This window comes from Bacillus sp. FSL R5-0523 (assembly GCF_037975295.1).
In the GTDB taxonomy this organism is placed as follows: Bacteria; Bacillota; Bacilli; order Bacillales; family Bacillaceae; genus Bacillus; species Bacillus subtilis.
Genome location: NZ_CP150251.1, coordinates 2493467 through 2506076 on the forward strand (window position 1 = coordinate 2493467; position 12610 = coordinate 2506076).

The window sequence follows — 12610 nt, forward strand, 5'->3', positions numbered from 1 at the left end:
AGTGTAAGGAGAAGGACTGGTGCTGCCCTTCGATAAAATTTGCCAAAATTCCCTTATTCATCATACAGACTTGTTAATGCTTTTGACAAGTCCGAAGTCACATGCTGAAGCAGGCTGACAACCCTGGAATAATTCATGCGGGTCGGGCCGATGATCGCAATTGAGCCAATCTGCTTCTGGTCTACGGAATAAGAAGCCGTAATCAGACTGCAATTTTCCATCTCTTCATAGTCGTTTTCTTTTCCGATTTTAATCGAAATTCCCGTGTGCGGGGATTGAACCAGCTTTAAAACATCCTGTTCTTTCTCAATTAATGAAAGGAGCGACCGAACGCGAGTGATATCATGGAACTCAGGCTGGTTCAGCATATTGATTTTCCCGCCAAAAAACAACTTTTCAACATGATTTGTGGAATGAAAGGTTGAACGAAGCGCGTCGAGTATATTGTCATAGTTCTTAATGTGCTGTCTTAGGTACATGACAACTTCCTTAAAAATGCGCTCATTCAGTTCATCCATTGGAACGCCGCTTAAACGGTCGTTCAGTATATTGACCAGTTTTTCAATATCAGACAGATCCATTTTGGTCGGAAAGTTAATCGTTTTGTTTTCCACATGCCCCGTATTGGTAACGAGAATCGCTACCGCCATATCAGGCTGAATCGGAATGATTTGAATCTGTTTAAGGTAATTCTCACTCAGCTTCGGCCCGAGTACGATGGATGTGTAATTCGTCAGATCGGACAAAATTTGCGCTGATTTTTGAACTGTCTTCTCCAGCTCGAAAATTTTCTCTTTGAAGATCGAGTGGATTTGGTCCAGGTCGCTTTTCGTCAGTTTGACGGGTGACAGCAAATGGTCAACATAGTACCGATACCCTTTTTCTGACGGAACACGTCCTGAGGATGAATGGGTTTTTTCAATAAAGCCCAATTCCTCCAAGTCAGCCATCTCGTTTCTTATTGTTGCAGAGCTAAATGTGATTTCATCTTTTTTCGAAAGAGTTCTTGATCCCACCGGCTGTGCCGATTTAATAAAATCGTTGATTATAACCTGAAGGATCAGCAGCTGACGATTTGTTAACATCATCATCACCTCTGTTAGCACTCTCAATAAGCGAGTGCTAATTCTATAACAAAAGTATCAAACCACAAGAAAAATGTCAATTATAACTCACCCAAAAAAGCGCCAAAAACTTCATTGCCTAATAATTTCCCTTGATGAGTCAAATAAACGGCAGACTCCGAATTGTGAATCAGCCCTTTTTCAGCGAGGTCTTTTAACACGCTTGGGAAAAGTCCATCCAGGGAACGGCCGTATTTTTCTGCGAATCGTTTTTTGCTGACACCGGCTGTTTTTCTCAAACCTAAAAACATTTCTTCCTCAATCTGTTCTTCTGTTGTCACTTCATGTGTATCTCTGTACGGAAAACCCTTTTCAGCTATCAGGTCAATGTAATGCTTAACAGGTCCGACGTTCACTGTTCGTGTGCCGCCGATATATCCGTGAGCGCCGGCTCCGAAACCGAAATATTGTTCGTTGCTCCAATACGTTAGATTGTGCTTAGATTCCATGCCTGCCTTAGCAAAGTTGCTGATTTCATATTGATGAATGCCGTGAGCTTCCATCTGGCTCATCACCATTTCATACATTTCAGCTTCCTGCTCCTGCGGCGGAAGATGAAGCCGCCCTTTTTGCATCAAATTATAAAATACCGTTTTCGGTTCTACAATAAGGGAGTAAACGGAATAATGCTCGGCGTCCAATGATAAAGCAGTGTTTATGGAATGTTCCAGATGCTTGAGGGTTTGCCCCGGAAGCCCGAACATTAGATCAAGACTGATATTCTCAAAACCGATTTCCCGCGCTCTTTCAAAAGAGGTGAATACATCTTTTTGCTTGTGCACTCGGCCGATTTTTTCTAACAGATCGTCTTCGAACGTTTGCACACCAAAGCTGAGGCGATTTACGCCTGCTTCTTTTAATATTTTTAATTTCTCTGCGGACAAGTCGTCCGGATTCGCTTCAACCGCAAATTCCGATAAGTCGCTTGAGGGCTTCAGCACGCGGTTGATCATGTCCATCAGCTTTTTAAGCTGTTCCTCAGACAGGGAGGTCGGCGTGCCTCCTCCGATAAAGATTGTTTTGAGATCAGGCTGCCCGGTTTTTGCTATTGTATTTATCATTTCCTGTTCGAGTGCGTTTAAATACTCGTCGACTGGCTGACTTTGAATAAAATATTTATTGAAATCGCAGTAGTGGCAAATATGCTCACAAAATGGGATATGGATATAAGCTGATTTCAAATGGATTCACCTTCTTTACAGAAAGAAGCCGCAGTACAAGACTGCGGCGGCTTCTATTGTTTTTTCGGACTGTCGTCCATTTTCAGAACTGCCATAAATGCTTCTTGCGGCACTTCAACTGAGCCGACCTGCTTCATACGGCGTTTTCCTTCTTTTTGTTTTTCAAGAAGTTTCCGTTTACGCGAGATGTCCCCTCCGTAACATTTAGCCAATACGTTTTTACGCATTGCTTTTATGGTGGAGCGGGCCACGATTTTCTGGCCGATTGCGGCTTGTACCGGAACTTCAAACTGCTGGCGCGGAATGAGTTCTTTCAGTTTTTCAACGATCACTTTTCCGCGTTCATATGCGTAATCACGATGCACGATAAAGGAAAGGGCATCGATTTTTTCACCATTCAGCATAATGTCCATTTTCACAAGCTTGGACGGTTTGTAGCCGATCAGTTCATAATCAAAGGACGCATAGCCTTTAGTGCTTGATTTCAGCTGATCAAAAAACTCATATACGATTTCCGCTAATGGCATATCATAAATGATGCTGACACGGTTTGCGTCTAAATACTGCATATCAATAAAATTGCCGCGTTTTCCTTGGCAAAGCTCCATTACAGCGCCGACATAGTCATTCGGCACCATCATCGTCGCTTTTACGTATGGCTCCTCAACCCTTTCGATCTTTTGAGGATCCGGCATGTTGGACGGGTTATCGACAACGACCTTTTCGCCGTCTGTCATATACACGTCATAGATAACGCTTGGCGCTGTCGTAATCAGGTCGATGTTGAACTCACGCTCAATTCGCTCCTGAATGATCTCCATGTGAAGCATGCCTAAAAATCCGCAGCGGAACCCGAATCCAAGCGCTTGCGAAGTTTCCGCTTCATATTGAAGGGAGGAATCATTCAGCTCAAGCTTTTCAAGAGCTTCCCTTAAATCATTATACTTCGCTGTATCAATCGGATACAAACCACAGTACACCATCGGGTTTAGCTTGCGGTATCCCGGCAGCGCTTCTTCTGCAGGATTGGCAGCGCTCGTTATTGTATCACCGACACGTGTGTCACCGACATTTTTGATTGAGGCAGTCAGGAAGCCTACATCACCGACCGTCAGTTCATTTGTCGGAGTTGCTTTCGGCGTGAACACGCCCACCTCTGTTACTTCGAATTCTTTGCCGGTTGCCATCATTTTGATTTTTTGTCCCGGCTTTACCGTTCCTTCAACGACTCTGATATAAGCCACGACACCGCGGTAGGCGTCATAAAGCGAGTCGAAGATCAGCGCTTTGAGCGGCGCCTCCGGATCTCCGGTCGGAGCTGGCACCTTTTCTACGATTTGTTCTAAAATCTCCTCAATCCCGATACCGGCTTTTGCTGAAGCAAGCACGGCTTCTGATGCGTCAAGGCCGATAACGTCTTCTACCTCTTGGCGCACACGTTCGGGCTCGGCGCTCGGAAGGTCGATTTTATTGATGACCGGAAGGATTTCAAGATCGTTGTCAAGCGCTAAGTAGACATTGGCGAGCGTCTGCGCTTCAATCCCCTGGGCTGCATCCACGACAAGAATCGCTCCCTCGCAGGCAGCAAGGCTTCGGGATACTTCATACGTGAAGTCGACGTGTCCCGGCGTATCGATTAGATGAAAGATATATTCTTCTCCGTCTTTTGCTTTATATTTAAGCTGAACAGAGTTTAATTTAATGGTTATGCCCCGCTCACGTTCAAGATCCATAGAATCGAGCAATTGTTCTTTCATTTCTCGTTGAGTGATTGCCGACGTTTTTTCTAAAATACGATCCGCTAAGGTCGATTTTCCGTGGTCAATATGGGCAATGATAGAGAAATTCCGTATTCTCGATTGCCTCTCTAAACGCTTTTCTTTATCTGTCACAATCTATCACTCCTACTATTAAACGCAAAATACACTAGCTTAGATTATATCAATAGGATTGTAAAGATTCAATGTAAAACAAGAAAGAGAAAAGTTCCCTATCATATCTGGGCTGCTTTTCTCTTTCACGCACTTATTGATTCATATCCCGTATCCATTCATACATTGACTGGGCAGTATTGGTTACGGTGTTCGAAAGCGCTTGTCCGGCTTTTGAAAACATATTGAATGTCTCCACCTTTTCCAGCTCTTTTTGTTTTTCTTCTAAATCTTTTGCCGTGACTGTTTCTCCTAGGATTGAGGCTTCTTTTTCATTATCTTTTCCGTCGGTGAGCGTAAACGCCCCCTTCAGTGAAGGGTCATGATAGCCTTTCATACTCAGCATCCCGTTGTTTGCCTGCTGCATGCCGAACAGAACGCCTAAAAACATGATCGTGACAAGCAGTAAGCATTTTCCAAAGTATGCAATCAAATCAACCACCTATTTCTTATTGTTTTTTCATCTCCCCGCTCGCTGCGTTGACCTTTTCAGCATCCCAGTACATTTCGCTGAATACGTCCGCGGCCGCGTTAGCCGCACGCTGCAGCTCTTCGAGATTATTATCTACTCCGCCAAACTCGAGCAAAAGCGCTCTATCGGTTAAATCCTGATTGTAAACACCATTATCGCCTGGCGAGCCTTTGGAAAAGACACCTGTGCTAAGTCCGGGGTATTTTTTCTCCATCAGTTTATGAAGCTCACTCGCAATTTTATAGTTTTCTTCGAAGTTTTTGCTTTTTTTCCCGACGACAAAGGCTACCCTGGCATAGCTTTTTCCTTTAATCGTTGCGGTTGTGTCTTTTTTGCGCCGTGAGTCTCTGTGGATGTCAATGATATATTGCAGATTTTTGTTTGAAGCGAGGGCGTCTTTCACGACCGGCCTTGATTCGTCATAGGACCTGGCATAGTTTAAGCCTTTTTTATTCAATTTTGACTGTATATCGGTTTTATTCACTGTGGCTCCGATTCCCTGGGATTCAAGCGCTTGTCCGAACATATCTCCTACAAGCGTGACGTTGGCTTTAGAATGGCGCGCCATGTCAGGATCGGTCTCGCCTTTTAATAGAGGGAGATACGATTCCGTATTGTGCGTGTGATAGATAAACACGACCTTTTTATCACCTGTTGTTTGTTTGGGCGGATCTTTTTGTGCATTATCTGATTGCGTTTGCTGTTTTTCAATCTCTGCCAAATTCGCTTCCCTTTCTTCCTCCATCACCTTAGACGGCGGCGGCGATTCCGCAGGCATATTCGTATAATCGGTCCCTTGTCCAGCTAACAAAATCTCGGTATCAAATTGTGCAAACCCTGGCAGCTCCCGACCGAGAAAGCTCCGCGGATCTTCGAGGTTAATGCTCGTCGCCAGCTTTAAAGAAAGACGAGAAAGATGAAATGAGCTGTCGGTTTGAGAGAGGTCAGAAGCGAAATAATGGTTTTCCATCCGCAGCAAATGTGCAAATACGTCACCCGGCAATTCTTCAGCAATCCCATAAAAAGAGTCAGACGACGGCCTAAGTTCCGGCCGGAGAGACGTCAGCACACCGGATAGAACAAAAATCACGATAAGGCTTACGATAAATAGAAAGATGGCTTTTACCGCTTTCCCTCCATTTACCGCAACAACAATCTGTCTGTTTCTGCGTTTATTTCTCATTGAATCCCTCCAGCGCTTGTCTAGTAATTACTCTATGAACAAGCTAGAGGAAGTAGAACTGTTTAGTGATTGTAGGAGCCTTTGTTTTCTTGTGACACTTTTTCATGAAGCGCTGTGTTTAGTCCGTTCGCTAAAACATTTGCCATATCGTCGATAAATGAATCGACTTCCTTCGGCGTAACCATTAAGTTGTGCCCTAAAGGCGAAAGCACCTCGTGAATGAGCTGCCGTTTTTCATCTTCTTGAAGGGTTCCGACAATCCCTAGGAACGATTGGCGCTGCTTTTGATCGGGAAGATCTTCTTCAGTGAGCACTTTCTTTTTCCCAAACGTCATGCCTGCCGGAACAAGCGATCTTGATGGCCTGTTATCCTTCATTTCTCTGCCAAAATGTTTTAATATGTAGTCCACCGTGTCGCTGGCAATTGTCACGGCATCAACTACTGTCGGAACACCGATAGCAATCACCGGAACACCAAGCGTGTCTTTGCTTAAATCTTTTCGTTTATTCCCCACTCCAGATCCCGGGTGAATGCCTGTATCCGATATTTGAATGGTTGTGTTGACCCTTTCCACCGCCCGCGCCGCCAACGCATCAATGGCGATGACAAAATCAGGCTTCGATTGCTCAATCACACCTTTAATAATGTCACTTGTTTCGATTCCTGTTATCCCCATTACACCCGGTGCAAATGCACTGACAGGCCTGTAACCCTCCTGTACGTTTTCCGGCTGAAGCTTAAACAAGTGCCTTGTTACCAACAGATTTTCTACTGCCATCGGTCCAAGCGCGTCAGGTGTCACGTTCCAGTTGCCGAGCCCAACGATCAAACAGCTCGCATCTTTTGAGATATTAAGGTTTTCAAGAAAAGCTGAGAATTCCTCTGCAAAGACAGCAGAGACCTTCTCCTGCATTTCCGAATCATTCTCCCTGATTCCCTGTGCTTCAAGCGTTAAATAGCGCCCTTCTTTTTTTCCCGAAAGCTCTGCGCCTTCCTTTGTAACATCAACTGTGCGGATTTTAATGCCGCCGTGATCACGCTCTTTTTCAATAAAGCCTTTAATTTCTTTTGTCGGCACAGCCTGCTGATTGGCCATTGCTTCCTTCGTTTCCACTGCCAAATCGGTCCGTATCAAATACTGATTCACATCCAGCTCACTATTTTTCATACAGGGGCCTCCTTCACATTAAGTACCTATATTGTTGCCATTTGCTGAATAAATCATGCTAAAAAGAGAACCTTCAATGAAAAATACTTTACATTTATATTGCAATCTAAAGGTGTGTTTGATAGAATACAATTTGTTCTATTGTGAAGAAGATTTAACCTTAAGACACTGTGCTACAGGTTGTATCTTAGGAGGTGAAACACATGCCAAACATTAAATCAGCGATTAAACGTACAAAAACAAACAACGAACGCCGCGTTCATAACGCGACAATCAAATCTGCTATGCGTACTGCAATCAAACAAGTTGAAGCTTCTGTTGCCAACAACGAAGCTGACAAAGCGAAAACTGCTCTTACTGAAGCAGCTAAACGTATTGATAAAGCAGTGAAAACAGGTCTTGTACACAAAAATACCGCAGCTCGATACAAATCAAGACTAGCGAAAAAAGTGAACGGACTTTCTGCATAATATAAAAACGATCCTCAATAATGGGGATCGTTTTTTTCATTTCTTTTTAACAGCTGTAAAAGGAACAGTTCGAGCAGAAGCTGCTTGTCCTTTTTCCCGGTTTTCATCTCATAGTCCATGACGGCAAGCTGTTCAATAATTGAACGGAGCTCCTCCTCTGAAAAAAGCCTTGCTTGATCCATCGCCAGCTTTACCCGAAATGGGTGAACTTTTAGATTAGAAGCGATTTGTTTTTGTCCGTATCCCTGTTCCGCAAAGTACTTTGTCTGCAGAATCAGCCGGAACTGGTTCGAAATAAGCGCCATAATTTTGATCGGTTCTTCATTTTGTTTAAGCAAATCATAAAAAATTTGCAGACTCTCAGTTCGTTTTCGGTTGACGATTTTATTGATCAGCTCAAAAATATTTTGTTCAAGGCTTCTAGCAACAAGCATTTTCACATCATCCAGCGTAATTTCTTCACGATCTCCAATAAACGTGCAGAGCTTTTGAATCTCCTGAAAAATCGATGACAGATGTCCATTCACAAGCAGAACCAAATGCTCCGCCGCTTCCGTGCCGATTGTTTTCTGCTCTGTTTTTGCAAGGTTGACAGTAAAGTCCGTCGTTTCCTTTGCGTTTAATTCCTTCGCCTCCATCATAAACGCGTGCTTCTTTAACGCTTTCGTCAGCTTTTTCCGCTCATCAAGCTTTTCATACGGAGCAAGCAGGACAAAGACTGTGTAAGGCGCAGGTGATTGTATATATGATTCAAACGCACTGACGTTGTGCTCAATTTTTTCTTTTTTCTTTTCACCTGTTAAAAAATATGGATTTTTCACAATGACAAGACGCCGCTCCCCCATAAACGGAAACGTTTCAGCATCTGCAATTGCTTGATCCAGCGGGTCCTCTTCCAGATCAAAAACGGACAGATTGAAATCCTTTGTCTCCTGATCAACGACCGTCTGTCTGATCCTGCTGACGGTTTCTTGCAGCAGATATGTCTCTTTTCCGTATAAACAATAAACCGGATGGACATCTCCTTTTTTCAGGCTTTTCCACACATCAAATACCATTGTTGTACGACTTCCTCTCTTTCATCATCCCCTTCTATCCTAAATTGAGTTTGCAAAATAGTAAAGAGGAAGCCTGACTGCTGCTTCCCCATTTATATTAAACGCCTGTTCGCAAGCCCCCGGGACAGCTTGTAAAAAGGCGATAATCACCAGAACAGAAAACGTTACCTTAGCTTCTAGATTTTTCAAAACAATTCCATTATACTTAAATCAGTCAGGAGGGATAAAGTTGAATGATTTTGAAAAAAACGTTCAAAGCAAACGAAATGATGCTGTAGATTCAGCTGTTGGTTTTGTTGTGTCCTTCGGATTTTTCGCCTTCTTGTTTGTCATGGCAACGGTTATTCACCTAGTTGGTTCATAACAGCGACTGCCCGGGCTGCTGATTTCTCGGCAGTCTTTTTTAGTTCGTCTCTGTTATATCTGATGTATCATATGGAGGATAGACAGAAAAGGTTCCACCTCTGTTTTTGTATCTATATTGGATCGTTCCGTTTTGATCTGTTCGCAGCACGCGGATAGAATGTCTCTGTAATAGTTGCAGAACTTCTTGATGAGGATGATGGTACCGATTGTTTTTCCCAGCTGAGATAATGGCCGTTTTCGGCTGAAGCTGTTGGATGAATTCTTCACCGGTAGAGCCTTTGCTCCCATGGTGCCCCACCTTTAAGACATCTGCTTTAATATTTGGAAACACGTTCATCACCTCCTGTTCCCCTTCTTTCTCCAGATCACCCGTCAAGATCCAGCTCATACCGCCCGTCTCCATCCACAGAACGAGAGAGGAATTATTTTTGCTTGCCGGATCAGGTGCTCCAGGTGACAGTACATGGAACTGCAAATCCTTTATTTGCAATACATCGCCTCGCTTCACCTCTTCAATTGTCACTCCCTCTTCTCTGGCTGTCTGCAGCACTTTCTCATCTTTAGGTTCAGAAACGAACCCTTTCGGAATCACGAGGCGCTTTATTTTATGATGCTTCAGCAGAGTCTCCGCCTCTCCGATATGATCTTGGTCAGCGTGCGTCAGAATTAAAGCGTCAAGCTGTTTGATTCCCTTAGCAGTTAAAAACGGAATCAGCACCTTTTCCCCCAGTGAAAACGGATGCTGTTTTTCGCGCCAAGGCTCTGACGAGTAAGACAAAGTGCCGCCGGTATCAATTAAGACACGCCCCCGCTGATGCGGAGCACCTACAAACATGCTGTCACCCTGTCCAATATCGATCATATCCACTTCTCCTTCGGAACTAAGACACGGATATATAAAGAGCAGAAACAGCACCGTGCAGCAAATGCCTCCGGTTACCATCAACTGCGACAAGGAGCGTTTTTCAATCGCCATAAGCAATAGGATGATCGCAACCGTGAATAAAAAAAGCAAAACAGGTGCAGGATGTGCGATCATAATCGTGAACACATCAACATCTGCAATGTTTGTGATTAGCCTATTGGTCCAGCTTATCAATAAATCAAACCAGCTGAAAAACAATCTCCCAAACGAAGCGGAAAGACTTAATAGAAGAACACCTGCTACAGCTCCCGGCAAAATACAGAAGGTATAAAATGGTACCATCAACATATTCATCGGTACGCTGATGATAGAAAACTGATGAAAATGATATAGGAGAATCGGAAGCGAGCCCAGCTGAGCGATGAGTGATACAATTGTCAGCTGCCCCAAGGAGGTTTTAACCTGCTGAAAAATAGAAGAGGATAGAATTAAAGAAAAACTGACGGCGAACGATAGCTGAAAACCGGCTTCAAAGAGATGATAAGGATTGAAGAGCAGAAGGACGATGTATGAAAGACAAATTGCAGTTGCAGAGTGGACACGCCATTTGACAAGGCTTCCAGCTAAGTAAACACCCGACATGAGAGCGGCGCGTAGCACTGAAGGAGCAGCGCCGGTCAACATCACATAGAGCGGCAGAAATAACAGCAACAGAATTGACGCCTTTTCTCTAGTTATACCAAGGCGAATCATGATATAAAACAAACCTGCTGTCAAAATCCCCACGTGGAGCCCTGATATTGCCAAGAGATGGACAACACCAAGCTTTTGATACGCGGTAAGCACTTCATCCTCCACATAAAATCTGTCACCAACTGTAAGTGCCTGTACAATCCCTGCCGAATCAGGAGGCAGAAGGCTGTTTGTGAATGATATGATATGTTTTCTCAAGCTGAGCACCTTGTACTTAAAATTTTCAGGTTCGCTGCAGTTTTGGATAGACGTGACAGAGTAGTTCCAATGAATATGCTGCCGATAAAGATACTCGTTATAATCAAATGCACCCGGCACAGTTGCGTGATTCGGTTCTTCTAATGTACCAGTCAACTCACATGACATTCCTGGTTCTATGTATAGCAGCTGTTCTTTTTCACCAGCAGACTGAATGCGATACGCAGCAGCCCATTTTTCCTTATTAGGTGTCTTAACCATCATAGACATACGGTCGCCGTCAATTTTGGGAATAGTGTCAATCACTGCCTTGAATTGATAGGTTCCCTGCCGATAGGAAGAGACATTCTGAGAATCTGTGACTGCATACAGTACAAAAAACAATATAAAAGAGAAGAAACAAACAATAATAAGAAAAGCGTGCCTCGTTTTGATTAAAATGATGAGGAGAAGGAGGATGAAAAGAAAAATAGCGGGGAAATAAGCGGCGGCAGTAATTCCAGCCGTTGCCGAAGCTGCCGCCATAGGCAATAACAAACGCGAATTACGCATTCATCACACGTAGCTCGTGAAAAGTGTATTCGCCTGTTCATGTATCTTTTTCAATTCTTCCTCCGCTAAACCGGCATCGGCCAATTTCCCTATAAGACCCGCTACAAATGAAAGCTTTTCTCTGTTTTTCAGATCAACGATCATTTCATCGAGTTCAACCTGTTCAACAGTTACACCCGCCTGTTCAAATAATTCCTGCGCATACGGATGTGTTTTGTAATCCTCAGCATAATAAACTGTTTTGATACCAGCTTGAATAATAGATTTGCAGCATTGAATGCACGGATAATGCGTCACATAAATCTCAGCTCCATCAGTCGGCACCCCAAACTTAGAGCATTGAAGAATCGCATTCATTTCAGCGTGAATGGTTCTTGCGCAATGATCATCTATCATTAAGCATCCTTCATCTGCACAATGTACGCCGCCCGCGATTGACCCGTTGTAGCCTCCTGCTATCATGCGTTTGTCTCTGACTATAGTAGCGCCGACAGATAATCTCGGACATGTGCTGCGCAGCGCCAATAAATGGCTTTGAGCCATAAAGTATTGATTCCATGAAATTCGTTCCACGTTGTTCCCTCCAAATGTTGTGTTGCCTGACCTATAGTTTACCTATCATAATGCATGACCGTCAAATCACTTTACTGTAATGGAAGACTTTATTTTCTCAAATGACTTTTCACCTATTCCTGAAACCTTAGTGATATCTTCAATTGTTTGGAAACGCCCTTTTTCTTCCCGGTATGCAATAATAGCTTCAGCTTTGGATGGCCCCACCCCTGAGATGCCTTGTAACTCCTCTAAGGTTGCTGTATTGATATTCACCAGCGCTCCCTTCCCTCCATCGCTTTGGACAGACCCTCCGCCACCTTGCTGCACTGCTGTTTCCTCTCCCTTTTTCGGGATGTACACCACTGTCCCGTCCTGCAGAATCTCCGCCAAATTTACTTGCGCTTCGTCTGCTTGTTCACTGGTCCCGCCCGCTTTCTCAATTGCCTGAGATACTCTGTCCCCTGTTCGCATTTCATAAACGCCAGGATGCTGAACAGCACCTTTGATGTCTATCACAATTGTTTCGTTTGACTCGTCGTTGTTTGCTTCCTGCTTTACCACTGTATTTTCTGTCTCTGTTGGTACAGCTTGCTTCACCGGCTCTTTATTTTTCCCTGTGGCCAGAAAGATCATAATTGCTGTGAAAACAACCGCAGAAGCCGCCAAAATGATTGCTTTCTTATGCTGATTCAACCAATTCATCGTGCATGTTCCCCGCTTTCGTCATATTTTA

General features: G+C 43.9%; 13 protein-coding genes. 2 read left to right on the forward strand and 11 right to left on the reverse strand.

Going from position 1 to position 12610, the window contains the following annotated elements:
• Positions 1–53: 53 nt before the first annotated feature.
• From hrcA to gpr, 6 genes are all read right to left on the reverse strand, one after another.
• Complete coding sequence (gene hrcA / locus NYE53_RS12710; protein ID WP_003246126.1) at positions 54–1085, reverse strand: heat-inducible transcriptional repressor HrcA; 1032 nt, start codon at positions 1083–1085, stop codon at positions 54–56.
• Positions 1086–1165: 80 nt separating this feature from the next.
• On the reverse strand, positions 1166–2305 hold the full coding sequence (gene hemW, locus NYE53_RS12715; RefSeq protein WP_015714284.1) for a radical SAM family heme chaperone HemW: 1140 nt from the start codon (positions 2303–2305) through the stop codon (positions 1166–1168).
• A gap of 53 nt (positions 2306–2358) precedes the next feature.
• On the reverse strand, positions 2359–4197 hold the full coding sequence (lepA, locus tag NYE53_RS12720) for a translation elongation factor 4 (protein WP_003229999.1): 1839 nt from the start codon (positions 4195–4197) through the stop codon (positions 2359–2361).
• A gap of 133 nt (positions 4198–4330) precedes the next feature.
• Complete coding sequence (locus tag NYE53_RS12725; protein WP_032726189.1) at positions 4331–4669, reverse strand: YqxA family protein; 339 nt, start codon at positions 4667–4669, stop codon at positions 4331–4333.
• Between the two features lie 16 nt (positions 4670–4685).
• Entirely contained in the window at positions 4686–5891 is a 1206-nt protein-coding gene (gene spoIIP / locus NYE53_RS12730) for a spore autolysin SpoIIP (protein ID WP_339245000.1), read from the reverse strand.
• A gap of 62 nt (positions 5892–5953) precedes the next feature.
• Positions 5954–7060: a GPR endopeptidase gene (gene gpr, locus NYE53_RS12735; RefSeq protein WP_109962781.1), complete on the reverse strand. Its 1107-nt coding sequence runs from the start codon at positions 7058–7060 to the stop codon at positions 5954–5956.
• 203 nt (positions 7061–7263) lie between these two features.
• Here gpr and rpsT point away from each other — a divergent pair, with 203 nt between their 5' ends.
• Positions 7264–7530, forward strand: a complete 267-nt coding sequence (gene rpsT, locus NYE53_RS12740; RefSeq protein WP_003229989.1) for a 30S ribosomal protein S20 — start codon at positions 7264–7266, stop codon at positions 7528–7530.
• A gap of 14 nt (positions 7531–7544) precedes the next feature.
• On the opposite strand, the gene holA is transcribed toward rpsT, so the two are convergent.
• Together holA and NYE53_RS12750 are read right to left on the reverse strand one after the other, a co-directional pair.
• Positions 7545–8588: a DNA polymerase III subunit delta gene (gene holA, locus NYE53_RS12745; protein ID WP_339245003.1), complete on the reverse strand. Its 1044-nt coding sequence runs from the start codon at positions 8586–8588 to the stop codon at positions 7545–7547.
• A 39-nt stretch (positions 8589–8627) separates the two neighbouring features.
• A complete protein-coding gene (locus NYE53_RS12750; RefSeq protein ID WP_003229985.1) occupies positions 8628–8777 on the reverse strand; it encodes a hypothetical protein in 150 nt (49 codons plus the stop codon).
• A gap of 40 nt (positions 8778–8817) precedes the next feature.
• Between NYE53_RS12750 and NYE53_RS12755 the strand changes: the two genes are divergently transcribed.
• Positions 8818–8952 carry a YqzM family protein gene (locus tag NYE53_RS12755; protein WP_003229983.1) on the forward strand — a complete coding sequence of 45 codons (135 nt, stop codon included), beginning with the start codon at positions 8818–8820 and terminating at the stop codon, positions 8950–8952.
• Between the two features lie 39 nt (positions 8953–8991).
• Here NYE53_RS12755 and NYE53_RS12760 read toward each other — a convergent pair whose 3' ends face one another.
• From NYE53_RS12760 to comEA, 3 genes are all read right to left on the reverse strand, one after another.
• Positions 8992–11322 carry a DNA internalization-related competence protein ComEC/Rec2 gene (locus tag NYE53_RS12760; RefSeq protein ID WP_339245005.1) on the reverse strand — a complete coding sequence of 777 codons (2331 nt, stop codon included), beginning with the start codon at positions 11320–11322 and terminating at the stop codon, positions 8992–8994.
• 3 nt (positions 11323–11325) lie between these two features.
• Entirely contained in the window at positions 11326–11895 is a 570-nt protein-coding gene (locus NYE53_RS12765; protein WP_003229978.1) for a ComE operon protein 2, read from the reverse strand.
• Positions 11896–11961: 66 nt separating this feature from the next.
• Positions 11962–12579 (reverse strand): competence protein ComEA, encoded by a 618-nt coding sequence (comEA, locus tag NYE53_RS12770; protein WP_339245007.1) that lies wholly within the window; start codon positions 12577–12579, stop codon positions 11962–11964.
• Positions 12580–12610: the final 31 nt, after the last annotated feature.